Here is a 26,063-nt window from a genome sequence, read left to right as displayed (position 1 = left end):
ATAACCTATGAACTGGGCAGGATTTTCAATAAAGAACAGGTACACCATTTACGCGCTGGCCCTTGCTATTTTGGTATTTGGGGCACAATCGTATTTAACGCTTCCCATATCACTATTCCCGGAAACATCGCCTCCCGTAGTTACAATAATTACTCAGTATCCGGGAGCTACGGCGCTGGATGTATCCGAAAAAGTATCCGAGGATCTGGAGGAGGAAGTTGCTGCACTCGACGGTATAGCCAAGGTTACTTCCAGCTCACAAGACGGACTATCGGTGGTAACGGCCGAATTTCAATATGATGTGAGTGTGGATTTGGCTGCCGTTGATGTACAAAATGCGGTCAGCCGTATTCGGGGTAGTCTTCCCGAGTCGATTAGTGAGCCGCGAATCCTGAAAATAAGTTCAAGCGACAAATCGGTTATTACAATTGGTGTAAGTGCGCACGACGGTGACCTCCGAAAAGTACGACAATTAGCCGATGATGAGATAGCTCCGATCTTGCAACGCTTAAGAGGTGTCGCCTCTGTTGATATCTTCGGAGGATATCGCCGTCAGATCAATATTTCGATCGACCGCGATCGCATGGAAGCGGCAAATATGACGCTAAGTGCTATAAGTCAGGCTATACAGACAGCAAATATTTCGAGGCCATTGGGAAGTATTGATAACAGTCGTCGCGAAGTATTACTGCGTTTTGACGAATCCCTGGCTACAGCCGAGGAGATCAAAAGCATACCCGTAAAAAATGAGAACAACCAGCGCCTCCTTATCGGCGATATCGCCGAGGTGGAAGATGGTGTGGCGGATCCGCAAAGTGCATTTATGGCCAACGGCACCGAGGTAGTAGCCGTGCAGGTACTGCAGCAGGATGATGCAAATACCGTAGAAGTGGTAGATCGGGTTACCGCCGAACTCCCGGAGCTTCGGAAACAGTATCCTGATTTGAAATTTGAAGTAGCTACCGAAGAAGGATCCTTTACCGAGCAGGTAACCGGCAATATGGCCACTTCGATCGCGCTTGCATTGTTTTTGGCCTCCCTCATCATATTCGGATTCCTGGAGAGTTTTCGGCGCGCTTTTATCGTAAGTATTGCGATGCCCATGAGTTTCCTGTTGACATTTGCGCTCATGAAACTCAACGGCATGGAACTTGATCTGGTGACCCTGTCGGCTATTATCCTGGCGGTTGGTATGGTCGTGGACGGCGCCGTTGTTGTGATAGAAAATATTAGTCGTCATTACGACGAAGAGAATCTTTCCGCCAAACAGGCTGCTATTGAAGGTACGGGAGAAGTATTCTTTGCGGTGCTGGTGGGTGTGGCGACGACTGTTATTGTGTTGATTCCATTTCAGTTTCTAACGGGATTTGTAGGCAAGGTTTTCGGCCCGTTATCTCTCACCATGATCTTTGCCTTTGGTGCTTCCATACTGATGGCCGTAACGCTGATCCCGTTGCTTTTCTTTCTGTTGGAGCGAAATAATTCGAGAATCGATTCATGGATCAAAAAGTATATTGCTCCCTTTAATCGCGGGATGGATAAGCTTCGCGATGGATATATGGTTTTGCTGGATTGGTCGCTCAAGCACCGGGCCATCCTGCTAACCGGTACACTAATAATGTTTATCGGAAGTATGGCCCTGCTGGGCATGCGTGGGATGGAAGTATTGCCTAAGCTGGATTCCGGCTCATTTTTTATCTCGATGGAAGCCGAAGCTGGAAGTTCTTTTGAGCAAACAAAATCGATCGTCAGCGATATCGAGGAACTGCTGAATGAGGATCAGGATGTAATTAACTATACTTCGCAAATCGGTTTTGAACCCGATGCCAAATTTTTCGGCGATGCCGGTGCCATGGGTGTCCAGCAGGCATTCATTACCGTTGACCTGGTCTCCCGTAAAGAACGGGATCGCTCGATCTGGGAAATCGAAGATCAGCTGCGAGATAAAATTGATCGCATCCCCGGTATTCGTACGGCTGTGCTGAAGGAGATGGGTGGTACAGCTAAAAGCACAACCTCGGCACCGGTTGATGTGCGTATATCAGGACCTGATTTGAATCAGCTCAATAAACTGGCCAAAGAAGTGGCAGACCGGGTCCGCAATGTCGAAGGAGCTGTTAATGTCTATCGTCAGTGGACGCTCGAACGTCCTGAAGTACAATTTACGGTCGATAGGCTGAATACCGCATTCTATGATCTCACCCCCGGTTATATTGCACAGGAGACCTTCGCCGCCGTGGATGGTTTGCCGGTTACCCGTCTGGATGCCCCGGACGGTACCGATCCCGATATTGTGGTGCGTTATGACTCCACTTACAGGCAGGTTTTGGATGATGTGTTACAAACCAAGCTGAAGCCTGGTTTGGCTTTGTCATCTGTGGCACAAACAGACGTGCAGCTTGCACCGAATCTGATTACTCGGGAAAACCTCATCCGTACTGCCGATGTTCTAGGCTTTACCTACGATCGGGCTTTCAGTCATGTCATTGCTGATATTGAAACATCCATCGAGGAAATAAATGTACCAGAGGGATATGAACTGCAGGTAACCGGAGAGAACTCCGATCTCCAGGAATCGCGTTCCCAAATGTTGTCGGCACTGCTGGCCGCTTTGGTTGCCGTTTATCTGCTGATGGTAGCCCAGTTTCGTTCCTTTATACATCCGTTTACCGTTATGCTTGCCGTACCACTCGTTGCTGTAGGAGCGGCTATAGCTTTGATTATCACCGGCAAGGTGATCTCCATGTCTGTCCTAATCGGTTTTATTTTACTGATAGGCATTGCTGTTAACAATTCGGTCATCCTCATTGATTTCATTATACATCAGATGGAAGGAGAGAGCCGGGAAGAAATCGTAAAAAAATCGGTTTCGGTTCGTTTTCGTCCCATTATGATGACCACCTTTTCGACCGTGATCGGTATGCTGCCCCTGGCCCTCGAGCTGGCATTGGGAGCCGAGAGGTTTTCTCCCATGGCTATCGTCATTATCGGCGGACTGACGGCCTCAAGTATCCTAACAATGGTAGTGGTGCCCGTTTTCTATACGGTTATTGATGATTTTACCAAAAAATTACGCAGTCTTAAATTTTCCATGATTTTTTAAAACGTCCCATACCTAATCCCATCTCCATAGCATAGATCCAAATGCCTCCGGTTGATAGCCGGGGGCATTTCTTAACTTCTATTGCAACGAAAACAGAATTTAGTGAAATAAACATTTAAAACATGTCATCATGATTCCCTATAGTAAATATGCGATTGTATTTATACCACTATTATTACTGAATTTGCCTTCCTCTGCCCAGGAATCGAATTCACCTTCCGATATAAAAAGAGTTCCTGATATCACTTTTCAAACTGTAGAGGGCAAAAATCTAAAACTGACTAACTTGAACTACCATGCATATATCCTCTTTCTTATGCCCAAACCTGATTCAAAGTCTGAAGGTAAAGAGATGATGGAGAACATACGGTCCTGGATACAGAAAATTAGTCATGAATCTGGCGATACCTTTTCTTTGCTGATAGTAGAACCCTTTAAGGCATCATTTCCTTTTTATGGAATCCAAAAGAGTAAATTAAGAAAGGAATCGTTTCCTGTTGTAATTGATAAAAGTGGAGAAATTTTAGGCCGATTCCATTATTCAGAAGATAATCCCATTATTTTGATAGCAGATAAAAATCTGAATATTGCAGACTGGTCTATCGCCTACCCGGGTTCTCTGAAGATAGATGAGAAAATATCGCTGGTAAAAGAATTGAGACAATAGTAATTGTTATGCCTTCAGCATGCGCAAAGCGGCTTTGACTGTTTCGTCAATTACTTGTTCAGGCTTTAGTGAAGTAATATTGCGCTGGATGAAAATAATGCTGCGCTGAACCATTCCTACAATCCAGGCAACTGCGATAGTAGGCTCTGCAAATTGAAAATTGCTTTGCTCTCTGCCAGTTTTTAAGGTCTCAACAAACACATCTTTTGGCAGTGGTTTGGCCAGCATCTCTTGGGTAATGATTTCATCGCGGTGATTCGCAATCATTATGTAAGAGAATTCAAGTCTGTGATCGATCGCAAAATCAAAAATAGTGCGAATTAATGTCTCGAGCTGCTGTTCAGGTCCGGACTCTTCCCGGACTGCCTTTTTTAACTTCTTACGGAATTGCGTAGCACAATTAAGAAAGATCGTACGTGCAAGATCATTTTTATTTTTGAAATGCCTGTAAATGTTACCTTCTGCGGTATCTGCTCCTTCGGCAATGGAACGTATGGATGTAGCATCAATACCATCTGCTACAAATAGTTTCAGGGCAGTTTCCAGGATCGCTTCTTTTTTTGTTTTTGCCACTGGTTGAAAGGTTTGCTGGTTGTGAGTGTACACTCACAATATACAAAAAATTCCAAAGCCTGAATTATAAAAAGGGAAAATACTCCATCGATACCGTTGTAGCTTTGCCTTAGATCCGATAAATCGTTATATTTAAGACAATTAACTCTTAATAATTGTAGTGCTGAAACAGTTCAAGTACATACAATCTCTTGTCTTAGTATTATTCCTTACAGCATGGGGGTTGCAGCGTCTTTCTCCGGCTGTGATGCAACAGCTCTCGCATCACAATGATGTTGTGATGTGCGATATTTCCGGTGATTGTGACGGAAATACCTGCTCTATGGAGACTACAAATCAATGTAGCTGTAATCATACCTCATCCGACGACGATAACCAACTAACATTATGCGGTTGCGATCATCATGGAAACGAACCAGTTGGAACAGCATCACCATTTCAAATTAAAGCACCGCTGCTCTCAGATTTTGACAACACCTTTTTTTCCCGGAAAGATATTTCACCTCTAATAAAGCAAAGCCGCTATTTTATATTTACGGATGATATTTTTCATCCGCCCCGTCTTAACGCATGATCTCCTGATTATCAGCATTATCAATCCCTTCCGCACTCCATGCTATTGCTATAGCTGTAGTTGTACCAAATATAGATAGGATGCGGACAAATTAAACCATACAAGATCATGCGTTTACAAAAATTTTTTCCACTGACAATAGTATTATCACTATCAATACTGTTTGCCCTCCCAAATTCAGTTTGGGCACAACACACGTACAAAGGCAAAGTTTTAAATCAATCTAACAAGAAACCGCTGGCCGGTGCTCATGTATATTGGTCAGAAGGTGACTTTACAACTCTCACAGATAAAAACGGTCAATTTAGTTTGACATCTGATGTCGATCAGCTGACCCTCCGTATTACTTTTGTGGGATTTAACAGCAAAACTGTAGAGCTCACAGCTGATGATTTATCCGAAAATCCGGCTGTTATATTACTGCGAAAATCCACGGAGGTTATGAGTCCGGTTACGGTACTTGCTCGAAAAGTATCTTCACAACCCGACCAGTTTATGGATGCAGTTTCCACCGTCAACCTCTCTCATGATGCGGGTCAATTTCTCAAGGATTCTCCCAATGTATCGGGTATTCGAAAAGGGGGTGGCTTCGGTGTTGATCCCGTTTTGCGTGGTTTCCAAAAGAACCAGTTGATAGTTGAAATGGACGGTGTGCTGCAATCGCAGGGTGCCTGCCCCAACCGCATGGATCCGCCGACCTCACATATTCAGATGGAACATATCGAGGAAGTCGAAATTCTGAAAGGTCCTTATGCTTTAAAGCATGGCCCATCATTTGGCGGCATTATTAACTTTAAATCACAGCAGCCAGATTATTACAGTAGTTCTGCACTTACCAGCTATTTTACAGTAGGATATGAAAGCAATATTGATCGCCAGCGCTACGCAGGCGGGATTAAAAAAGATGGCGGAAACTGGACCACCAATATTTACGGTGCTTTTGCATCCACAGAGAACTACGAAGATGGCTCTGGCAATAATATTAACGCCGGCATGTCGAATGCGGAATATACTGTTGAGACATCTGTGCAACTAAATGATGCCAATTCCCTGAAAGCCAAACTAAGTCAGAATTTTGCACGGGATGTGGATTATCCGGCACTGATGATGGACATGCGTGAAGATGATATCACCAACGCTACCCTTACATACACCAATAGCGATTTGGGCAGTGGACGTTTTGAAAGTTCTGCTTTTGGTTCTTATGTGAAACACGTAATGGACAACCTGGATCGGGAGATGGCCGAGATGACTGAGGCTGTCACCGATCTGTCCACCGAAACCTACGGCTATGATCTGGCATACCTGCTTCCGAGCGCATCAGGAAACTGGACTTTAGGAACCGATGCTACCTTGCGATCCATGGAGGGATTTCGCACCCGCGATTTCAAAATGGGTCCTATGGCCGGGCAAACGGTTACCGATAATGTCTGGCAAGGCGGCATACGTAACCGGTTTGGAGGTGTGATAGAATATCAACCGAATATAAGTGAATGGGATGTAGTCGTTTCGTCTCGATTCGATTACTATTACTCCAACGCCAGTGATCCCGATGATTATTTTGCACAAAGTCTTGGTAGCCTTGATCAGGAGCATCTGGGTTGGAGTGCCAGTGCCGGCGTTACCAAAAATTTGAATTCCAACTGGTCGACCGGTTTTTGGGTGGGGCGTTCGAAGCGCTACCCCGGTATGGATGAGCTCTTTGTTAATTATTTGGCAATCGGGATGGATCCCTATGAATATGTAGGCAATCCACAGTTGAATTCCGAAACCAACCACCAAGTGGATGTTATGCTCAATTATAAAACTGGAATAATCAGTATGGAGACATCACTGTTTTACAGCTATTTGACCGATTATATCAGCGCAGACGTTCGTCCCGATTTTGATCCCAAACAGATGGGAGCACCCGGCGTTAAGCAGTTTATTAATGTGGATGAAGCTGCCCTGTACGGTTTTGAGTGGACGCTTCAGAATAACGGACGCAGTAAGCTGGGTTATAACGTTTCCACTGCTTACACGATCGGACGCAATTTAACGGCGGATGAAGATCTGCCCCAGATTCCTGCCTATGAAGCAAATATTAAACTGGATTATCGCTTTCTTGATGACAAGCTGATTCCTCAACTACATCTGCGCGGGGTCGCCGAGCAGGATAGAGTGGCTGAGTCGTTTGACGAGCAGCCGACGGAGGGATACCTGCTTACAAACTTCAAGCTAAGTTCTCAACTGGGCCGTGGCATTCAGCTTTCAGCGGGCGTTAACAACCTGTTCGACGTTACCTACCATGAGCATTTAAACAGAAGCCTGCAAGGATCTACCCTGCCACTCAATGATCCAGGCCGAAGCTTCTTTGTCGAGCTAAAATGGAATGGCATACTGTCATCACTTTAGTCTCATAGCTCTTAATATTAAGGGAGATACTATTTGTATCATAAAAACAATCTGCGCGTTCTGCGAGATCTGCGGGAAATTAATTGATGGGTTTTATGCCCGCAGATTCCGCTAATTACGCAGATCTTTTTGCTCTACTGCTTATCTATTACCAAAGAATGATAATTTTTAAACGCTGCAATTTTCATAAAAGCTATTACTAAGAAGTATCTCCCTATTTAATTCCCAATGAGAGCTTATTTAATATGAATAAAAAAACATCAGTTCTAATACAGAAAGGTATTGCTGTAATTGGTATCGCCTTTGGCTTGCTCACTATATTTATTGGCGGACAGACGCTGTTGGGATATTCCGATCCTGGATATGTTGTATTCATGCCACTGCTTATCTTCAACACCGTAATGGGATTTATCTATACCGCGTCGGGATTTATGATATGGCGGGATCTCAACTCGGGAGTTACAGCAGCAAAAATGGTATTTCTGATTAATCTGGCTGCGTTAGCCATTATTCTTGTTGCTTACCTTTCCGGAGGAAATGTGGCCACCGAAAGTTTAAAGGCGATGTGGTTTAGAACGGCGATTTGGCTTCTGTTTTGGGGTATTTTATTATGGATTCGTGAATAAGGTTATTATTCAACTGGCAAATCTAAATGGATTTATCTGTAGTTATTCCGAAATCGGTTTAAGCCTTGCCGAAAAATGTCGCAGTACATCAGGTGCGTCAATAATTTTATAGCCGCCCAATTTCTTTCGTTGTTCATACGCCGAAATAATTACCTCCGCCAGGTAATCCACATGGCTTTGGGTGTAGACCCTACGCGGAAAAGCCAGGCGAACCAGCTCCATGGCCGCCGATTTTTCTGATCCGTCGGGCTGTTTGCCAAACATCACGGTGCCGATCTCTACTCCACGAATGCCTCCTAACAGGTACAGAGCATTATTAAACGACCAAGCCGGGTACTCGGTAGGCGGAATATGCGGAAGCATTTCTTTGGCGTCCAAGTACACCGCATGTCCGCCGGTGGGTTGCACAATGGGGATGCCGGCTTCTGTCAATTTATCCCCCAGGTAAGCAATAGACCGGATACGATACCGAAGATACGCGGGATCCAAAGCCTCATATAAACCGCGGGCAACCGCCTCCATGTCATAACCGGCCATACCTCCGTAGGTTGGGAATCCTTCGGTCAGTATTTCCAAGTTGCGGCAATCCGAGGCCAGCTCATCGCTGTTTAATGCCAGAAACCCACCGATGTTGGACATGCCATCTTTTTTCGCACTCATGGTACAGCCATCAGCATAACTGAACATCTCCCGGGCAATATCGATCGGCTTTTTATTGGCGTACCCTTCTTCCCGGGTTTTGATAAACCAGGCATTTTCGGCAAAGCGACAGGCATCGATAAAGAATGGAATCTCATGCTTTTGAGCGATCTCTGCAACGCCTTTGATGTTAGCCATACTTACCGGCTGTCCGCCGCCCGAATTGTTGGTGACTGTAATCATAATTACGGGTATCCGATCAGCTCCTACTTCATCAATCGTTTTCTGCAACTTTGCCAGATCCATATTTCCCTTAAAGGGATGCCTGCTTTGGGGCCGACGCCCCTCGTCGATCACCAAGTCACGGGCTTCTGCTCCGGCATGTTCCACATGAGCCCGGGTGGTGTCGAAATGAGTATTGCTGGGTATAACATCTCCTTCTTCCGCAATCGTCGTAAAGAAAATATTCTCCGCCGCACGCCCCTGGTGGGTAGGAATCAAATGCTTAAAATTGGTGATATCCTGCACGGCCGATTCAAGTTTGTAATAGGAAGAAGATCCGGCATATGATTCGTCACTTTCGATCATCCCGGACCACTGTTTTGACGACATGGCACCTGTACCGCTGTCGGTGAGTAGATCAATGAGAACATCTTCTGCCTTGAGCAAAAATGGGTTATAGCCAGCTTCCTGCAGGAGCTTTTCACGTTCCTCCATGGAAGTAAATTTGATCGGTTCCACTGAACGAATGCGAAAAGGCTCAATTATAGTATCAGATTTAAATTTGTCCAGATTCATACACTTTACTCTTTCTTATTGGAGATAATGACGGAACCTGTGAAGTATAAGATTTATTTGATTTTATAACGTGAAAGAAATATATAATATAAAATAGTATTTTGTCTTTTATAACGATCAAACCGACAATGGCAGAAAATAACAACAGATGGACTTGTCCGCTCCTGTATATGGTATCAGGATTTTTGCTATTTGAAATCCTTACAGGGCTGTCTGTTTACCTGTTGCCTTTCAGTGTGTCGAACCAAATCATTGTGCTTCTTCATACGATTGTAGGATTACTGTTTCTTTTTCCATATCTGTGGTATCAGTATAAGCACTGGCTTGAATACAAGGAGCGTCCTGTCAATGAGCTCGTAATTTTGGGATATACAGCCATGGCTGCTACCACTCTGGCCCTGGTATCAGGCTTAATTTTGACCTATGAGGCTGTTTTCAGCTCAAGTATTACGGATTTCTGGGAAAAAATTCATCTGACAACCACATTTATACTTATAGCTGCTGCCATCCCTCATGTGGGGCTGATTATATATCGGGATTCAAAAGTCCAAACGAAAAGCGAAACCATCCTTAAAAGGAAGGAAAGCCAAAAGAGGTTTAGCTTCAACAGTATATATTTGGTATTCATCCAATTTGCTTTGGTTGGACTTTTTATGTTTGCTTACTCATCATCTTATCCTGAGAGCAAAGCCTTACCAGAAGATTACTCCTACCACGAAGGAGCTGAAAGTCCCTTTGCACCAAGTTTGGCACGAACGGAAAGCGGTGAACTGATTGATGCCGAATTGTTGGGAAGATCTGAATCATGCGGTACCTCCGGCTGTCATTCTGAAATAAAAGAAGAATGGGAAGCCAGCGCGCATCGCTATGCAGCCAAAGATCCTTTTTTCAGAAAAATTCAGGAAAATATGGGCAAACAAAAGGGAGCTATAGCCAGCCGATACTGCGCCGGCTGTCATGATCCGATCGGACTATTCTCGGGCTCTGCTAATTTGCATTCTGATAAACTGACTAACGAAATTGGACTTGATGAGGGAATTTCATGCATCTCCTGTCACTCTGTGACAGAGGCTGATGTACAGGGAAATGCTGATTATGCCATTACATCACCCGATCGTTACATCTTTGAGTTGAAAGATGGCAAAATGGCAAAATTGATAAGTGATTTTCTGATCCGGGCCTATCCGAAAAATCATGTTGATAGTTACAGCCGAACTTTTTACAAAACTTCGGAATACTGTGGATCCTGCCATAAGCAATACATCGATGAAGATATTAATAACGTAGGGTGGGTTCAGCTACAGAATCAATACGATCAGTGGCGGAAAAGTCACTGGAATGATGAGGATAATGCATTTAATACACTGGAATGCCGAGACTGCCATATGCCACTAGTAGATTCTGAAGATCCGGCCAGCGGTGATGCGCTGGACAGAAACAGATCGGCTGAAGACGGCAAGCACCGCAGCCATCGATTTTTGGGCGGAAATCAATATGTGCCAAAGTTATTGGATTTGCCGAATGCGGATGAGCATGTGGAGATGATCGAGCAATGGCTGCGCGGGGATTATGAGATTCCGGAAATAGAGGACCAATGGGTTAAGGGAGAGACTGTCCCTATCTCGATTATAAGTCCCGACAGCATTCAGATGGGTAAAGAACTGTCTATGGATGTTATCATCACCAATAAAAAAGCCGGACATGAATTTCCGACGGGTCCGCTGGACATGATGCAATCCTGGATAGAGATAACAGCTGAAGATCAGGATGGAAATCTGCTCTTCTCATCAGGGACCCTGGATGAAGAATACTTTATTGAGCCGGGCAGCTTTATGTTTAAAGCCGAACCCGTTGATCAATATGGGAATTTGATAGACCGCCACAATCTATGGGAGCTTGTCGGAGTACGATTCAGCCGTGCTCTTTATCCCGGGAAAACAGATTATGCCCGCTATGCTGTTGATATTTCGGAAGCAAATGTTACCGATGTATATATAACAGCAAAGCTGCAGTACCGAAAGTTTAATCAATTTTTGATGAATGAAGTATTTACTGAAATAGCTGATGACACGGCGCCCATAACCACGATTTCAAGTGACACCCATCACGTTAAAGTATTTCAATAATAATGGTGTTTTCTCATCTAAGTCGTCGTAAGAAAAGAATAGTCAGTACTGTTTTATCAATAACAGTTGTTGCGACTCTTTCAATATTCTTCATCTGGCAGCAACAGGATTCTACTATGTATATTCCCGGTAACGAGGTTGAGGGCAAAACCTCCCGTTTAGACAGAGCGACTCCGGATGAAGCTCCTGAAATCCGTTTTGAAAAGGTAAACTCCCAAACAGGAATTGAATTTAAACATTTTTATAAAGAGCGTGGATCCCGCATAACAGAAGATATGGGATCGGGATCAGCATGGATCGATTACAATAATGACGGGTATGAAGATCTTTTTGTAGTTAATGTTGCAGGTCCGATAAATATCACAGACAAAGAATTTGATGAATCACCGGCTACACCTGCGCTGTATAAAAATAACGGCAATGGCACTTTTACTGATGTAACGAAACAGTCGGGTTTGAAAAAGCCAATGTTCGGTATGGGAACTGCCTGGGCCGACTATAATAATGACGGACATATAGACTGTCTTATTACAGCGTACGGACCAAACAGACTCTTTAAAAATAACGGCGATGGAACATTTACCGAAGTAACGAAAGAAGCGGGACTGGCAGCAGAAGAGTCGTTTTGGTCGGGAGCCTCTTGGGGCGATTATAACGGAGATGGGTTTGTAGATCTTTATATCGGCGGATATATAAAATACTTCGAGATTCCTGACGACGAGAAAATTCATGATCTGCAGGAACCTCCTTCTATTAATCCATTGGTTTTTGACCCTGCGCAAAACCTGCTCTACAAAAATAATGGAGACGGAACCTTTACGGAAGTTGCTGAAGAGGCCGGAGTGGCTAATCAGAAGGGGAAAACCCTTGAGGTGGCATGGGTTGATTTAACCAATAATAATTTGCCGGATCTTTATGTAGCCAACGATGTAACTGATAACATGCTGTATCAAAATATGGGAGATGGTACCTTTATTAATATTAGTTACCAGGCGAAAGTAGCCGATTACAGAGGATCTATGGGGATGGCAATCGGTGACTGGAATGGCGATCAGGATCTGGATCTTTTTGTCACTCATTGGATAGCCGAGGAAAATGCTTTTTATGATAACCTGACCAGCAGCCGGGGAGCACTTGAATTCAGGGATGACGCCGATCAGTACGGAATGGGACAAACTTCAAATGATTTTGTCGGCTGGGCAACATCTTTTGTGGATTTTGACAACGACGGCAGAGAAGATCTTTTCGTCGTTAACGGGCATACAATGCAAAAAACAGACGATCCCAAAGAGTTAATACCGATGAAGGATCGCATTTACTGGAACCGTAATAATGAAGAGGGATTTTATGATATTTCTGAATCCGCTGGCAGCTATTTCGGAGAAAAATGGGTTGGACGCGGGGGTGCCTATGGTGATTACAATAATGACGGCCGACAAGATCTTTTTATTGTAAATCATGATGCACCGGCCGTACTACTTGAGAATCAAACAAAATCTGAAAATAGATGGCTGCAAATAAAGCTGGAAGGAACTGAAAGTAACAGATCTGCTATCGGGGCAAAAATGCGTCTTGTTGTAGAAGGTGAAGTGCAAATTAGACACGTTGGCATGCAGCCTTCCTATCTTTCGCAAAATTCATTAGTGCAGCAATTTGGCTTGGGGAAAGTCGAAAAAGCCGATACCCTGTTCATCCGGTGGCCCAGCGGACAGGAACAAACGTTTACTAATATTGATGCTAACCAGCGGCTTTATATCCGAGAAGGAAATACAGAACTGCAAAAAGTGAACTAATTGTTTCAATATCTGATCAAAGCATGATTACCAAGTCACATATCATATCATTTCTGTTGCTGGTGATCCTTTATATCGGTGTAGGTTTTTGGAAGTATACTACATCCAAAAATGCAACAGATCATCAAAATAACAGAAATCTAACCATTGAAGAACAAGCTACTAAAGAGTTTTGGGAGCAATATCAGCAAGCTACTGCCGACCGCACTGCAGGCAATTATGAAAAGGCTATTGAGCACTACAATCAGGCGTTACAAAGGAATCCCGAACATAAGGATGCTCTGTACTATTTGGGAAGTATGCATCTTTTCCAGCGTGAGTTTAGACAGGCCGAGAAATATTGGTTACAATTAGAAAAAATTCAGAAGAATACCCCCCGCACCCAACTTCAGCTAGGATCACTGTACTCTTGCATGGATGAAGAAAATCCCCTGCTTGACCTGGAAGCTGCAAAAGAAAAATTTAACTATGCCAAGAATTTAAATCGCGAAGAGACAGGGGCTCCTCTGCAGTTATCAAAAATTTCCATCATCAATGATGATCTGGGAAAGGCCGCGAAACTTTTAGATGGTGTCCTGTCATCAGACAGCAAAAATTACCAGGCTTTGTTTTTGCGTGGCTATATTTATTGGAAAGAAGGGAATCGGGGGCAAGGAAAAGACCAACTGCTGGATTCCTGGCGAATTTTCCAGAGCCTGGGTCACACCGATGTACAGGGTGAAGGAGCTACCAAAAAAGGTGCAAAGGCTATGCTATCCGATGATCTGTTTTGTGATCCTTTCAGAAAGCAAATTGAGAATTTGCTGGTACAGAGTCTCAACGAAGTTGATTTTAGAGTTTTTGATGAACGATTATCAGACCTTAAAACAAATCTTTAAGAAAGCTTAGCAAAACCCAGTGTCACCTGTCCGCCGGCTGGCCTGTGGAACCCGTTGGTATGTTTCACAGTGCTGGCGGATCAGGGTCTGTAGCAAAAGTATGGCTTAAAAGCTCCTAAGAAACAATTGCTTATTGATGCTGAAAGAGATCCTGAATCAAGTTCAGGACTAAAGGTTCAGCATGAAATCGGTGGTTTTTTCAAAGCTCTCTTTAGGTAAAAACGGTTTCGATCTGCTATCATCTTATTGTCTAAATAAAATATCCTCCCATTCTGCAGTCTGTTTCCCAATTAAAAAGGTGAATATCTTTTGAAAATAATGATATTAGTCATAATTTAAGACAAATATGTCTTTAATTATGAGATGCCGCAGTCTATTTTTAAACTTCGGGGAATTGCTGTAGCATCTTCAACTACAATCAGATAAAGTTGTTTACGAATCAGTGATTCATTCCGGAAAAACCTCCATAAACAATAATCATTTCTTGTGGCAGGCATCACTGGCATGTTTTGTATTAGCAGCTTTAACAGGTTTTTTATACCGCCTTGGGATGCTTGGATGGATGCCGGGAAATCTATCCCTGGATAATGTTCGACATGCACACTCACACCTGATGTTTTTCGGATGGGCTGTACCCCTGCCGTTTTATATTATCATGCAAAAAATTATGAGCTCCGGAAAAGAGCTTGAAAGCGGGTATCGCTGGATGAAAAGCGGTATTATTGCCACACTATTCTTTGGATTATTGGCTTATCCTTTCTTTTTGGTATTTGGATATCGGCCTGTCGCTATAGGCTCGGCTTCACTCCCGCTGTCAGTTATATTTTCAGGACTGGTGATGATCAGCTGGTATGGATTTATCATCGGATACCGGAAAAACCGAACTGTGCTTAACAGCGAAAAAAGTCTGCCGTGGTTCGACGGAGCCCTTATTCTGCTGGTGGTCTGCTCGCTGGGTGCCTGGGGCGTGGCCGTTATTCAGGAAATAGCTCCCGACTCCCATCTCATGATGAAAAGTATGACTCACTTTTTCCTGGCGGCTTTTACCGAGGGATGGGTTGTGTTGGCCATCGCTGCTACTTTAGTTTCTGAGATAGATCTCAATAATCAGAATTGGCTGGTTTCCCCGCAACTTGCTTTGGGAGCGATTGCATTTGGCGCACCCCTGACATTTCCGTACGGGATTTCAGAATCCCTGCTCACACCACTGCTTTTAGGTACGGCCAGGTTTGGCGGTGGACTGGCGGCCATCGGATTACTTTTTGTGATATGGGCAGTCATCAAATCCGGTAAATGGAAACACCCGGTATGGATCTGGCCTGTGACCTTGCTGGCTTTGAAAGGAGTAATGCAGCTGTCAGCTTCAGTAATCCCAAGCTCGTTCTGGCTGTCCGATCCGGGACTGCGCGTGCTCTACCTACATATTTTGCTCCTTGGCGGATTGACGTTGCTGGCAATTGGCTAGCTGCAAGTACGGGCAGGAGTTTCAAGAGCATACTTCCACGGTATTGGCGTTACCATTTTAATCACGCTGGTTACACTGCTGATGCCAACAGGTTTTTGGCCGCAGGCTTTTTCCGGGTCGTGGATTTTTTACGGATTGGCGATTGGTGCTTTATTGACCATAATTACAATAGGTATTCACTGGATAAAGATGAATCAATCACTCCAAAAGGAACTATAAATAAAATGCAGGATATCCAAACGGAAGAAGATATAAAAACACTCGTTCATGCTTTTTATGCAAAAGTGGAAAAGGATGAGCGGCTGGGATATATCTTTAGCGATGTTGCGCAAGTGGATTGGGATGAGCATTTACCAAAGATGGTGGATTTCTGGTCAAAAATGCTTTTCCGGACCGAGCGATATAACGGACGTCCATTTCGCCAGCATTTGCCGCTGCCGATTAAACAGGATGATTTCGGGCGGTGGGTAGGGCTGTTTAACGAAACCATTGATAAGCATTTTGAAGGTAATCGTGCTGAATATGCTAAAGAGATGGCACTAAATATTGCCAATTCATTCAGCTCGCGGATGGCAATAAACGGAAAGTTTGATAATCAGGAAGAGGAATAGTTATGACCGACAAGAACACAAAACCAGAAGAAAAACAGCTGGCAGAATCCGTAAGACAGGCATGTATCGAAGCCGCCCGAGAAGGATTTCAGGATGCTTCAATGAGCGGACTCTGTACCGAAGGTGCTATAGAGGCGGCGATTAGTGCCATTGAAAAGCTGGACATAGAAGAAATAATTCAAAAGGACTAAATTTATGAAACGATTTTTAGGAATAGGGTTAATATTATCAATTTTCTCATTGGCTATAGTGGGTTGGGCATCGTATCAACAAGAAGAACCCCATCAACCAGAAACCCTGCCGCTAGTTCCGATGATGCAGCAGCTGCTGACCGACATCCAGCAGGTAGATCGCGGTATCTACACCGAAAACTTTGATATGATTGAAGAAGGTGCCGGGCGAATCTCCGATCATCCCGTTATGACCCCCGAAGACAAGAAGCTGGTAAAACAGACATTGGGCGAACAGATGCCACAGTTTGTCGAATTTGACAGGATTGTCCACCACCATGCCGATTCGATGCGAATGGCAGCCATAGAGGAAAATATGGAAAAGGTATTAGAACATTATCGAATCACCCAACAGGGGTGTGTAGACTGCCACACTGCTTTTCGGTCTGATATTGCTGAAGCAAGAAAATAACGCTCTGCTTATAAAAACCGCTCTTTAGCAGCTTTTCTTAAATCCTCGCGGTGATCGGGATGGGCAATATTAATAAGTGCCCGACTTCGCTCCCGAAGATTTTTGCCATACAGGTTGGCTACACCATACTCAGTCACTACATAGTGCACGTGAGCACGAGTGGTTACTACATCAGCACCCAGCTTAAGATGTGGAACAATCTTGCTCTCTCCCTTCCGGGTTGTTGACGGCAGCGCAATAATAGGTTTGCCACCTTTGCTGAGTGAAGCTCCTCGTATAAAATCCATCTGTCCGCCCACTCCGGAATATTGATAGGTACCGATTGTATCGGCGCAAACCTGTCCTGTTAAATCAACCTCAATGGCACTATTGATGGCCGTCACTTTGGGATTCTCCCGGATAACCGCCGTATCATTTACATAGGCAACATCCAGCATTGCAATCATCGGATTATCATCAACAAAGTCATACAATTCGCGGCTTCCCATCACAAAACTGGCTACTATTTTCTCCGGATGCTTGGCTTTTTTCTTGTTGTTGACGACCCCCTTTTCCACCAGATCGATTACACCGTCTGAAAACATTTCGGTGTGGATTCCTAAATCTTTGTGATTACCAAGCGCATCTAACACGGCATTGGGAATAGCCCCGATCCCCATCTGGAGTGTGGCCCCGTTCTCAACAAGTTGTGCACAATTGTTGCCGATCTTCTTTTCCACTTCCGTAGGTTCCGGAATGATAAGCTCGTGCAGCGGTTCATCGGTTCTGACAAGTGCGTTAAAACGGCTGGCATGAAAAATGCCGTCGCCGTGGGTTCGGGGCATTTGGGGGTTCACTAACGCGATCGCTCTTTTTGCTTCCTGAAGGGCGGCGCGAGTAGCATCCACCGAAACACCCAGCGAGCAGTACCCGTGCTTGTCGGGCGGCGATACCTGCACCAATGCCATATCAATGGGAAGAATATTCTGGCGAAAAAGTCCTGGTACCTCGCTTAGGAAAATGGGCAAATAATCGGCACTTCCTTCATTAACTGCCTTGCGCACATTGGCTCCGACAAACAGTGCATTCGTGTGAAAGGTATCGCTGTATTCCGGTTTGGCATACGGAGCATCTCCCTCGGTATGTAGATGAACAACTTTGACATCTTCGAGCTCATGTGACCGTTCAGTCATTGCATTAATCAACGGCTGTGGGGCTGCTGCCACGCTATGGATAAAAACGCGGTCTCCTGAATTTATGAGCTTTACGGCTTCTTCGGCGCTCGTGTATTTAGACTTATAAGACATTTCCTCTGTTATATAAAAATATCTGCTGATAAATAATTATTAAATTTATCTTAGTTCTTGCAAATTCTTCTGCACTACTTATTCAAATTGCAGTTATCTTTGCAGTTGAATAAAATAATAAACACCATACCCATAGCATAAATTAAAAGTACATAGAGACGATCTCTTTCAATGGACTAAATATCTTTAGGATCTGATATGAAAAATTCTCACCGCTCTATAATAACCGGCACAGGCTCATACATCCCAACCCAGAAAGTCCCAAATTCGGATTTCCTGGATCGCACTTTTCTGGATGCAAACGGTGATCCCTTTGACAAAACAAATGAAGAAATTATTCAGAAATTTGAGGAGATTACTGGTATTAAAGAGCGTCGTTATGCTACTGACGATATGCTTGCTTCTGATATGGGCGCCGAAGCCAGTAAAGAAGCGCTTGAATCGGCCGGGATCGAAGCCGATGATCTGGATTATATCATAGTGGCACATAATTTCGGTGACATACGTCCCGATAACTATCGGGTGGATATGGTGCCCAGTCTTGCTTCCCGGGTCAAGAATAAACTAAATATCTCAAATCCCGGCTGCATTGCCTATGATCTTCCGTTTGGATGCCCGGGCTGGCTGCAGGGAATCATTCAATGCAGCTATTTTCTGCGTAGCGGGGATGCATCGGCCTGTCTTATTGTGGGGACCGAAACACTTTCCAGAATCAGTGATCCCCACGACCGCGACAGTATGATTTATGCAGATGGAGCCGGAGCTACGGTAATGGAATCAAGAAATGTTATGGAATCCGTTGGCGTACTTAGCCATTCTGCCCGCACTGACGCCGAAGAGCAGGCTTTCTATTTGCGAATGGCGCCTTCTTTTAACTCCGAATGCGACGATACGCTCTACCTGAAAATGGACGGACGAAAGCTTTATCAATACGCGCTGACGAACGTGCCGGGAGTGGTAAAGGCCAGCCTGGACAAGGCTCACCTCAGTTTTGATGATGTTCACAAAGTGCTGATTCATCAGGCTAATGCCAAAATGGATAGTGCTATTTTACAACGGCTGGGTAAATTGTATGACAAGGACGACGTTTCAGAGGATTTGATGCCGATGACAATCTCCAGGCTGGGTAACACCTCTGTCGCTACTGTCCCTACACTTCTTGATCTGATTTTGCGGGATGAAATGGACGGACATAATATCTCATCGGGCGACAATATCGTTCTGGCTTCTGTAGGAGCTGGAATGAATATCAATTCGGTAGTATATAAAATGCCCTGATAACAGACGGATCTGCATTAAGGATTGAGACATTTCTGTATAGTCCGCCACGGTCAAGACGGTAAACTCACAGAATATAAAAACGGTTAAAACCTTTTTTATTGATTTAAAGCTGTTCTACAGTTACCTTCTTAAATAGAGATTACTCCTAAATGATCTAAACTGCCATACTATGAATGAGGATCTTTCACTCAAACATATAACCCCTGAAGCTACCCTTTCTCAGATCACAGCAGTAGATAAAGATGCTGCAGAAATGCTGGCTTCAATCGGATTGGATATTACACAGCATAAACATGATACACTCCGATCAGTTTGTCAGCAACAACAGTGGAGCGAAACTGAAGTTCTGCAGTGGATAAAAAAACACCGCACTAATGTTCTAAACAGGCACGATGAATCTAATATCGAACGCAATCTGACGCAGTGGTGCAACTATATTGAAGAAGAACACCATGCATCCAATAAGAACCTGCTTTCAGAAGTAACTGAAGACTTTATACGCGTGCAGAAAATTCACGGTATTCAATACGAATGGTTAAAGGATATGAGCTGGGAATTTATTCAGTTTGAAGAAAAACTGCGCATGCACTACTGGTTCAAGGAACAAACGTTTTATCCGCTCGTAACTCGATTGCACAATCGCAAAAGTACTAAAATATTACATGGAACAGTTCATAAAATTGAAAGAGCCCTGGAAATCATTGAGACAGATCAAAACCAACTGGAGCAGACTATGGATTTCATCAGAGAAAAGAAAAGCGGTTTGGCAAAGCTGACCAGCAAATATACTATCCTGCGCATATTAAGTCAGAATATAAAAACCCTGTTTGAGAGTTTGCACCATCAATTCTGGTTAGAAAAAGAGTATTTTCTGCCCAAGTTGCGTTCACAACTAAAGCAAATAAACTAACATCAGTAATGTTTACCGGCTCAAAAAAAGAACTCCTGGATCTCATCAAACGAAATGGCACTATTTCGATCGATAAGGCAGTTGAACTAACCGGACTTGCCAAAACAACCTTGCGTGAGCACCTGATCCAGCTTGAAAGAGACGGGTATATCGATCGTGATTACCTTCGATCAGGTCCCGGGCGTCCCAGTCTGCGATATACAATGACACAAAAAGGACAAAGTCTATACCCGTCCTCGGAATCGGCGCTGATAAGAGAGCTCCTTAACTATTTAAAATCGCAAGGGGCTGAGGAAACAATACGAGATTTTTTTGATGATTTCTGGGAAAAACGGCTGCAAGAAGCCAGGCGACGCATGGATCGAGCCCCAATAGATGATTTGGAACAACGAGTTGAAAAGCTGCTGGACATGCTTGAGGAAGAAGGATTCATGCCGGAATTTGAGCTGGACGAAGAAAACGAATCTCTGACGATTAAAGAGTGCAATTGTCCTTTTAGCGAGGTAGTTAAAGAAACTCGTCTGCCCTGCAAGCTGGAAGCCGAGTTTTATAAACAACTGTTTAATGAAGAAGCCGAACGCCGTACCTATATAGCCGAAGGTGATCACTCATGTACATACGATATTCCGGTTACGGAAAATTAACAGAGAATCATTTAAAGGTATTAAAAGGGCATTTCTAAACTTCGTCGATCACTTTTTTTAATAAATATCGCACATCACCGGCCACTCCCTCCAGCTCCTTATTCTCAATAGCCTGCATAGAAGCAACAGGATCAACAGCCGATATCTCCACTTCGCCGTTCTCATGCTCCTGGACAACTACATTGCAGGGCAACATTAAGCCAATATGTTCTTCGGCTGAAAGCGCCTCATACGCAAGCTGAGGATGACAAGCGCCCAAAATCTGATATCTTCTGAAATCCACATCCAGCTTTTCTTTGAGTGTACTTTTGATATCTATCTCGGTAAGCACACCAAAATCTTGCTCTTTAAGTTCTGTGATAACTTTATCAATCGCCTCCTCAAAGGAGAAATCCACCTTCTTGCTAAAATGATAGTTCATAGCTCTTGATTTTTTTAATTGTATATTTTCTCGTTTTCATTTTTGCTTCACTTTTTGCTGAAAGCAGCGTTCACTAGTTAAACTCTACTGCTGTGCTGTAAGTTCATAGAAGCACGAACTCTCCCATAACCTCTGTACTCATAGCGATTCTTCACAACCCGTGCACAATTGCAAGTTTGCAAATATAGCCATTTGCGCTAATGCAATTGTGCAAAATCAGGTCGGGGCAGAAAATAAAATACTGGTTTTAAGCACTCCTAATAGGCTTTTCAAATAAAATTTTAGATAAAAGAAACCTTGGTACGGAGATTGCATGTGTATAGGTGTAAACAATAAAAGATAAAATTGTCTTAAATATTAATAACAATAAAACCCGACTACCATGGAACGCCTAACACTAACTCTTTCTCTTATTATTGGTCTTTTGTTGACGGGGCTTTTAAACCTCTCAAATGCCCAGACAGCTGAATTCGAACTTGATGGTATGGCGTTTGGTATGCCTGAAGCTGAAGTCTTCACTGAAGATTACGATGGGCCGCCGGTAGTAGGCGAATACCTGACGATGTTACCGAACGTCAAACCTCTTGATTATGAAGGAAACAAACATCATGATGTGCGAATCGATATTATTGCCCAGGAAATTGAAGTAGCTGATGGAGTTAAATATCGCGCCTGGACATTTGGCGGTACGGTTCCCGGTCCGGTACTTCATGTGAAAGAGGGCGACCGTATCACCTTCACCATGAAAAATCGTTCTGATGAAGAGGTTACAATCACCAATCCAACAAAAGAAGGATCCCCCTTTATGCAGCAAGTGGCTGAAAACAATTTTATGAAGGCTGAACCGGCAAGTATGCCTATGCCACACTCTATGGACTTCCACGCGGGCACTGTAGCCAAGGATGACAAGTGGAGAACTATTTCTCCCGGTGAAACCATCAGATTCGACTGGGTTGCCAACTATCCTGGATCCTACATCTACCACTGTGGTACACCAAGTGTATTGATGCACACGGCTATGGGACAGCATGGTATGGTGGTGGTATCTCCGAAAGATGGATATGGCACTGATTATGAAGTTGACAAGGAATTCGCGGTTGTACAATCTGAGTACTATTTAACGAAAGGTGCCAATGGCTTGTACGAGTATGACTATGAAGCGGCACAAAATGTTAATCCTTCGCACGTAGTATTTAACGGACACCAAACAATCCTGCACGATCAGCCGCTGGAAGCCAGTGCCGGAGACCGTGTACGACTGCATTTTTCAAATAACGGACCGAGCGGGACATCAAGCTTTCACATAATCGGGGCGATTTTCGACCGAGTGTGGTTAGAAGGACATCCCTTTAACGAGATGCGCGGCATGCAAACGGTGCTGTTGGGCGCATCCAGTTCGGCCACTATTGACTTCATCGTACCTGAAGAAGGAAAATACATCCTGATCGACCACGAATTTGCAGATGCAGAAAAAGGTGCTACCGGTACTCTGAAAGCAGGGCCACGAGATAAGTAACTCAGCAAATAACCAAACATAAAATTTTGAATATATAGACGATGAAAACCCTGACGAACATAGCACCTGCTAAAATCACGCTGACCATACTGGCGGCAGTGATGGCATTGCTCCTGACCGAGGAGGTCGGTGCACAATCGGAGCAGGTGCTGGTTCCGTCGGGATCTTTTCACTCAGTTATGCCTGAAGTGAAAGGAAAACCAATAAAAGTAGATTCTTTTTACCTGGATGCCACAGCAGTAACCAATGAACAATTTGCAGAATTTTTGAAGGAAAACGAAGAATGGCAACGAGATAAAACACCTGCTGTTTTTGCTAATAATGGATACTTGAAAAACTGGAATCAACACACTCCCGACTATGAGGTAGTCAAAAGAGAAAGTCCTGTCACCCGCGTTTCATGGTTCGCCGCAAATGATTATTGCCAGTGGGCTGGCGGACGTTTACCCACGCTCAACGAATGGGAGTATTCTGCTCAACTGATGGATTTTAGTTCACCTTCTGAAGCAAAGAAATTTGCTAACCGTTTAGTTAACTGGTATTCAAGTGTAAATTCTAAATATATAGCGACTGTAGGATCTACTGGAATAGAAACGAAATATGGTGTTAAAGATCAATTTGGGCTGATTATGGAATGGGTAGAAGATTACAAGCCCGTATCAGCCGATGATTTTTCTCTTGACTGCGGGACTGTTGGTCGCATGCAACAGTTGGGGAATGCCTATAGCTATGCTGCCTCTATCCGCTATATCACGCGGATGAGTCACAGCCCGCAAAGTGCTACAGCTACGATGGGATTCCGCTGTGCCTATGATGTTGAAGCGGATGCTAATAAAAATGAAGAAGAAACACGATGAAAACTCTTACTACCATTTTATTTGTAGCAATATTCACTACTTCGCTGAGTGCTCAACACCAGCATAATACCGTTGATGAAATTAGTGCAGAAGAAGTAAAAACCGAGCACTCGCTGTATCACCTGGATGCCGAGTGGACTAATCACCGCGGCAACACGATCACACTCAAAAACTTTGAAGGTGAACCTGTAATAATCGTGATGTTCTACGGCAACTGCTCGGAAGTTTGTCCCATTTTGATTCAAGATGCGTGGCGACTGTACAGTGCTTTGGATAAGTCGCAGCGCGAGGCGGTGAATGTGCTGGCAGTATCATTTGATACCGATAATGATACACCTGAAGTACTAAAAGAATATGCCGAACAGGAGCAGCTGAACATCTCCGGATGGCACTTTATGACTTCTGATGATGTCAGTGTTCGTAGTCTTGCGATGATGCTGGGCTTTCAGTACTCACAAAAAAGCGACGGGCATTTTGCTCATTCAAATTTGATTACCGTGCTGGACAAGAATGGAAAAATAGCCAAGCGGGTAGAAGGGTTAAATCAGCCGATAGACGAAGCCGCTGCCAAGATAAGAACTATTATAAATAACGAAAATCTGTAATGAAGCTTTTAGCAATCATATTATTCACTGCCAGTTTCTGGAGCGGCAATTTTACCACCAAAACTTACAGTCTTGACACAGATACTGTTACGGTGGAGATCAAAGGCACGAACACCGATGCCCGATTCGAGCCGTCACTGGTAAAAATAGAGCCGGGTGATGTGCTTCGATTTGTGGTAACGGAGGGATTACATACCGTGACCGCTTATCATCCCCATAACCGGCGGCCACTTCGGATACCCGATGCAGCAGAGCCATTCGATTCGGGACTGCTGAAAGCCGGAGATACATGGACACTCCGGATAACAGAAACCGGCGTCTATGACTATTTCTGCCTGCCCCACGAGCGACTGGGTCATGCAGGACGCATAATTTCGGGATCCGTAGATAGAATCCCCAATTATCCCAGTAGTCGTATTCCCGATGCTGTACGCAAAAAATTTAACGAAATAAACAGAAACACCTACACATATAACCAATAAATAACAAACCCGAGGATTAGTTATGAAATCACTAACAAAAATTACAGTTATGGTTGCGCTTCTTTTTACCGGCATTTTTACAACTGCCATGGTAGAAAATGACGAAGCCAGAACGATAGAAATTATCGGAACCGACAATATGAAGTTTGATGTAACTTCCATTGAAGCGGCTCCCGGTGAAAAAATCACTATCAAATTCACAACCAAAAGTAGCCTGCCCAAACAGGCAATGGCACACAATGTGGTAATATTGGATAAAGATGTGGATGTCGCCAAGTTTGCCAATGAATCAGCACGTGCCCGTGACAACGATTATATCGCTCCGGGATATGAAGATGATATCATCGCTGCGACCGATCTGGCCGGTGGCGGCGAGACAGTCGAAGTTACCTTTACTGTTCCCGATGAACTCGGAGATTACGAGTTCATCTGCTCTTTCCCCGGTCACTTTTCTGCGGGAATGAAAGGAATACTCACTGTAACCAATAAGGCTACTTAATATTCAGCTTATATAAGTTAACCGGGGGGACAGGTAACTTACCTGTCTCTCCGTTTTTTAATTTCCACTCTTTTGTTGATGCTAATTTTCCTTTTCAGATTACTATCTCCATTCCTGAAAAATAAAAGGCATTAGGAATTTCTGTTTCATCAGCAGTTTCTTATTATTGAGCACGTAATAATTATCAACTAAATTCCATCCCATGTACACCGGATTTCAACACCTGCACTCGTGGTTTGCCTACCTTGTGCTGGCTATTCTGGCCGTCGTTTTTGTCTACGTACTCGTCAATTATTTCCAAAATAAACCCTTTACTGAAACAGTGCGTAAAAGTGCACTGGCCGGTTTAGTCGTAGCACATATCCAGCTTCTCGTTGGACTTGTACTTTATTTCATTTCACCAATGGGTATTGCCAACTTCTCCGGTGAAGCCATGGGCGACTCGATGGCACGTTTGCTCATGTTGGAACACCCGCTGACGATGATTATCGGCATTGTACTGATTACTGTAGGTTATTCTAAAGCTAAAAACGGTACTGAAGATGCCGACCGCTATAAAAAAATTCTGATCTACTACGGACTCGGACTTATCCTGATACTTGTTCGGATACCATGGTCAGTGTGGCCATAAACTCCGGCTCTAATAATCCAATTTTTACCCTCCAAATTCTCT

At 44.0% G+C, this 26,063-nt stretch carries 24 protein-coding genes; 20 read left to right on the top strand and 4 right to left on the bottom strand.

The genetic code is table 11. The features are described from left to right. Positions 1-7 precede the first annotated feature (7 nt). Complete coding sequence (locus ACT3ID_RS00275; RefSeq protein ID WP_491539973.1) at positions 8-3,103, top strand: efflux RND transporter permease subunit; 3,096 nt, start codon at positions 8-10, stop codon at positions 3,101-3,103. A 130-nt stretch (positions 3,104-3,233) separates the two neighbouring features. Next, on the top strand, positions 3,234-3,770 hold the full coding sequence (locus tag ACT3ID_RS00270) for a hypothetical protein (protein WP_491539972.1): 537 nt from the start codon (positions 3,234-3,236) through the stop codon (positions 3,768-3,770). Positions 3,771-3,776: 6 nt separating this feature from the next. On the opposite strand, the gene ACT3ID_RS00265 is transcribed toward ACT3ID_RS00270, so the two are convergent. After that, a complete protein-coding gene (locus tag ACT3ID_RS00265; RefSeq protein ID WP_491539971.1) occupies positions 3,777-4,343 on the bottom strand; it encodes a TetR/AcrR family transcriptional regulator in 567 nt (188 codons plus the stop codon). Positions 4,344-5,025: 682 nt separating this feature from the next. Here ACT3ID_RS00265 and ACT3ID_RS00260 point away from each other — a divergent pair. Together ACT3ID_RS00260 and ACT3ID_RS00255 are read left to right on the top strand one after the other, a co-directional pair. Then, positions 5,026-7,311: a TonB-dependent receptor gene (locus tag ACT3ID_RS00260; RefSeq protein WP_491539970.1), complete on the top strand. Its 2,286-nt coding sequence runs from the start codon at positions 5,026-5,028 to the stop codon at positions 7,309-7,311. Positions 7,312-7,556: 245 nt separating this feature from the next. After that, on the top strand, positions 7,557-7,937 hold the full coding sequence (locus ACT3ID_RS00255; RefSeq protein WP_491539969.1) for a hypothetical protein: 381 nt from the start codon (positions 7,557-7,559) through the stop codon (positions 7,935-7,937). Between the two features lie 42 nt (positions 7,938-7,979). Here the strand turns inward: ACT3ID_RS00255 and ACT3ID_RS00250 are convergent, their stop codons facing one another. Beyond that, positions 7,980-9,374, bottom strand: coding sequence for a tryptophanase (locus ACT3ID_RS00250; protein ID WP_491539968.1), 1,395 nt, complete (start codon positions 9,372-9,374; stop codon positions 7,980-7,982). Between the two features lie 128 nt (positions 9,375-9,502). On the opposite strand from ACT3ID_RS00250, the gene ACT3ID_RS00245 reads away from it, so the two are divergent. The 7 genes from ACT3ID_RS00245 to ACT3ID_RS00215 all read left to right on the top strand — a co-directional run bounded on the left by ACT3ID_RS00245 (position 9,503) and on the right by ACT3ID_RS00215 (position 16,889). Further along, positions 9,503-11,500, top strand: a complete 1,998-nt coding sequence (locus tag ACT3ID_RS00245; protein ID WP_491539967.1) for a cytochrome b/b6 domain-containing protein — start codon at positions 9,503-9,505, stop codon at positions 11,498-11,500. Positions 11,501-11,502: 2 nt separating this feature from the next. Next, positions 11,503-13,293, top strand: coding sequence for a CRTAC1 family protein (locus ACT3ID_RS00240; RefSeq protein ID WP_491539966.1), 1,791 nt, complete (start codon positions 11,503-11,505; stop codon positions 13,291-13,293). A 23-nt stretch (positions 13,294-13,316) separates the two neighbouring features. Beyond that, a complete protein-coding gene (locus tag ACT3ID_RS00235; protein WP_491539965.1) occupies positions 13,317-14,171 on the top strand; it encodes a tetratricopeptide repeat protein in 855 nt (284 codons plus the stop codon). A gap of 484 nt (positions 14,172-14,655) precedes the next feature. After that, positions 14,656-15,636, top strand: a complete 981-nt coding sequence (locus ACT3ID_RS00230; RefSeq protein WP_491539964.1) for a hypothetical protein — start codon at positions 14,656-14,658, stop codon at positions 15,634-15,636. A gap of 119 nt (positions 15,637-15,755) precedes the next feature. After that, on the top strand, positions 15,756-16,247 hold the full coding sequence (locus ACT3ID_RS00225; protein WP_491539963.1) for a group III truncated hemoglobin: 492 nt from the start codon (positions 15,756-15,758) through the stop codon (positions 16,245-16,247). Positions 16,248-16,249: 2 nt separating this feature from the next. Next, positions 16,250-16,438: an acetyltransferase gene (locus ACT3ID_RS00220; RefSeq protein ID WP_491539962.1), complete on the top strand. Its 189-nt coding sequence runs from the start codon at positions 16,250-16,252 to the stop codon at positions 16,436-16,438. A 4-nt stretch (positions 16,439-16,442) separates the two neighbouring features. Further along, positions 16,443-16,889 carry a hypothetical protein gene (locus ACT3ID_RS00215; protein ID WP_491539961.1) on the top strand — a complete coding sequence of 149 codons (447 nt, stop codon included), beginning with the start codon at positions 16,443-16,445 and terminating at the stop codon, positions 16,887-16,889. A gap of 8 nt (positions 16,890-16,897) precedes the next feature. Here the strand turns inward: ACT3ID_RS00215 and ACT3ID_RS00210 are convergent, their stop codons facing one another. Then, entirely contained in the window at positions 16,898-18,175 is a 1,278-nt protein-coding gene (locus ACT3ID_RS00210) for an acetyl-CoA hydrolase/transferase family protein (protein ID WP_491539960.1), read from the bottom strand. Positions 18,176-18,373: 198 nt separating this feature from the next. On the opposite strand from ACT3ID_RS00210, the gene ACT3ID_RS00205 reads away from it, so the two are divergent. The 3 genes from ACT3ID_RS00205 (at position 18,374) to ACT3ID_RS00195 (ending at position 21,010) form a co-directional block, all read left to right on the top strand. Then, entirely contained in the window at positions 18,374-19,453 is a 1,080-nt protein-coding gene (locus tag ACT3ID_RS00205) for a 3-oxoacyl-ACP synthase III family protein (protein WP_491539959.1), read from the top strand. Positions 19,454-19,625: 172 nt separating this feature from the next. Next, the gene (locus ACT3ID_RS00200; RefSeq protein WP_491539958.1) at positions 19,626-20,366 is read left to right on the top strand and encodes a hypothetical protein; all 741 of its coding nucleotides are present in this window, start codon (positions 19,626-19,628) and stop codon (positions 20,364-20,366) included. Between the two features lie 8 nt (positions 20,367-20,374). Then, a complete protein-coding gene (locus tag ACT3ID_RS00195) occupies positions 20,375-21,010 on the top strand; it encodes a helix-turn-helix transcriptional regulator (protein WP_491539957.1) in 636 nt (211 codons plus the stop codon). 34 nt (positions 21,011-21,044) lie between these two features. Here ACT3ID_RS00195 and ACT3ID_RS00190 read toward each other — a convergent pair whose 3' ends face one another. Continuing rightward, positions 21,045-21,431 (bottom strand): DUF302 domain-containing protein, encoded by a 387-nt coding sequence (locus ACT3ID_RS00190; protein ID WP_491539956.1) that lies wholly within the window; start codon positions 21,429-21,431, stop codon positions 21,045-21,047. A 382-nt stretch (positions 21,432-21,813) separates the two neighbouring features. On the opposite strand from ACT3ID_RS00190, the gene ACT3ID_RS00185 reads away from it, so the two are divergent. The 6 genes from ACT3ID_RS00185 to ACT3ID_RS00160 all read left to right on the top strand — a co-directional run bounded on the left by ACT3ID_RS00185 (position 21,814) and on the right by ACT3ID_RS00160 (position 26,021). After that, positions 21,814-22,947 (top strand): multicopper oxidase domain-containing protein, encoded by a 1,134-nt coding sequence (locus tag ACT3ID_RS00185; protein WP_491539955.1) that lies wholly within the window; start codon positions 21,814-21,816, stop codon positions 22,945-22,947. A gap of 41 nt (positions 22,948-22,988) precedes the next feature. Beyond that, on the top strand, positions 22,989-23,804 hold the full coding sequence (locus ACT3ID_RS00180) for a formylglycine-generating enzyme family protein (RefSeq protein ID WP_491539954.1): 816 nt from the start codon (positions 22,989-22,991) through the stop codon (positions 23,802-23,804). Continuing rightward, entirely contained in the window at positions 23,801-24,409 is a 609-nt protein-coding gene (locus tag ACT3ID_RS00175; protein WP_491539953.1) for an SCO family protein, read from the top strand. The genes ACT3ID_RS00180 and ACT3ID_RS00175 overlap by 4 nt, the downstream gene beginning before the upstream one ends. Beyond that, positions 24,409-24,891 (top strand): plastocyanin/azurin family copper-binding protein, encoded by a 483-nt coding sequence (locus tag ACT3ID_RS00170; protein ID WP_491539952.1) that lies wholly within the window; start codon positions 24,409-24,411, stop codon positions 24,889-24,891. The genes ACT3ID_RS00175 and ACT3ID_RS00170 overlap by 1 nt, the downstream gene beginning before the upstream one ends. A 22-nt stretch (positions 24,892-24,913) precedes the next feature. Beyond that, positions 24,914-25,390 carry a plastocyanin/azurin family copper-binding protein gene (locus tag ACT3ID_RS00165; RefSeq protein WP_491539951.1) on the top strand — a complete coding sequence of 159 codons (477 nt, stop codon included), beginning with the start codon at positions 24,914-24,916 and terminating at the stop codon, positions 25,388-25,390. Positions 25,391-25,592: 202 nt separating this feature from the next. Continuing rightward, positions 25,593-26,021, top strand: coding sequence for a hypothetical protein (locus tag ACT3ID_RS00160; protein WP_491539950.1), 429 nt, complete (start codon positions 25,593-25,595; stop codon positions 26,019-26,021). Positions 26,022-26,063 lie beyond the last annotated feature (42 nt).

Source organism: Fodinibius sp. GM108 (assembly GCF_058386985.1).
The sequence above is the reverse complement of the archived record's forward strand: the minus strand, read 5'-3'. Positions and strand labels throughout refer to the sequence as shown.

Coding starts and splice junctions, on each gene's coding strand:
- ACT3ID_RS00275 (WP_491539973.1), top strand. CDS start 8: ATGAACTGGGCAGGATTTTCAATAAAGAACAGGTACACCATTTACGCG.
- ACT3ID_RS00270 (WP_491539972.1), top strand. CDS start 3,234: ATGATTCCCTATAGTAAATATGCGATTGTATTTATACCACTATTATTA.
- ACT3ID_RS00260 (WP_491539970.1), top strand. CDS start 5,026: ATGCGTTTACAAAAATTTTTTCCACTGACAATAGTATTATCACTATCA.
- ACT3ID_RS00255 (WP_491539969.1), top strand. CDS start 7,557: ATGAATAAAAAAACATCAGTTCTAATACAGAAAGGTATTGCTGTAATT.
- ACT3ID_RS00250 (WP_491539968.1), bottom strand. CDS start 9,374: ATGAATCTGGACAAATTTAAATCTGATACTATAATTGAGCCTTTTCGC.
- ACT3ID_RS00245 (WP_491539967.1), top strand. CDS start 9,503: ATGGCAGAAAATAACAACAGATGGACTTGTCCGCTCCTGTATATGGTA.
- ACT3ID_RS00240 (WP_491539966.1), top strand. CDS start 11,503: ATGGTGTTTTCTCATCTAAGTCGTCGTAAGAAAAGAATAGTCAGTACT.
- ACT3ID_RS00235 (WP_491539965.1), top strand. CDS start 13,317: ATGATTACCAAGTCACATATCATATCATTTCTGTTGCTGGTGATCCTT.
- ACT3ID_RS00220 (WP_491539962.1), top strand. CDS start 16,250: ATGACCGACAAGAACACAAAACCAGAAGAAAAACAGCTGGCAGAATCC.
- ACT3ID_RS00215 (WP_491539961.1), top strand. CDS start 16,443: ATGAAACGATTTTTAGGAATAGGGTTAATATTATCAATTTTCTCATTG.
- ACT3ID_RS00210 (WP_491539960.1), bottom strand. CDS start 18,175: ATGTCTTATAAGTCTAAATACACGAGCGCCGAAGAAGCCGTAAAGCTC.
- ACT3ID_RS00205 (WP_491539959.1), top strand. CDS start 18,374: ATGAAAAATTCTCACCGCTCTATAATAACCGGCACAGGCTCATACATC.
- ACT3ID_RS00200 (WP_491539958.1), top strand. CDS start 19,626: ATGAATGAGGATCTTTCACTCAAACATATAACCCCTGAAGCTACCCTT.
- ACT3ID_RS00195 (WP_491539957.1), top strand. CDS start 20,375: ATGTTTACCGGCTCAAAAAAAGAACTCCTGGATCTCATCAAACGAAAT.
- ACT3ID_RS00190 (WP_491539956.1), bottom strand. CDS start 21,431: ATGAACTATCATTTTAGCAAGAAGGTGGATTTCTCCTTTGAGGAGGCG.
- ACT3ID_RS00185 (WP_491539955.1), top strand. CDS start 21,814: ATGGAACGCCTAACACTAACTCTTTCTCTTATTATTGGTCTTTTGTTG.
- ACT3ID_RS00180 (WP_491539954.1), top strand. CDS start 22,989: ATGAAAACCCTGACGAACATAGCACCTGCTAAAATCACGCTGACCATA.
- ACT3ID_RS00175 (WP_491539953.1), top strand. CDS start 23,801: ATGAAAACTCTTACTACCATTTTATTTGTAGCAATATTCACTACTTCG.
- ACT3ID_RS00170 (WP_491539952.1), top strand. CDS start 24,409: ATGAAGCTTTTAGCAATCATATTATTCACTGCCAGTTTCTGGAGCGGC.
- ACT3ID_RS00165 (WP_491539951.1), top strand. CDS start 24,914: ATGAAATCACTAACAAAAATTACAGTTATGGTTGCGCTTCTTTTTACC.
- ACT3ID_RS00160 (WP_491539950.1), top strand. CDS start 25,593: ATGTACACCGGATTTCAACACCTGCACTCGTGGTTTGCCTACCTTGTG.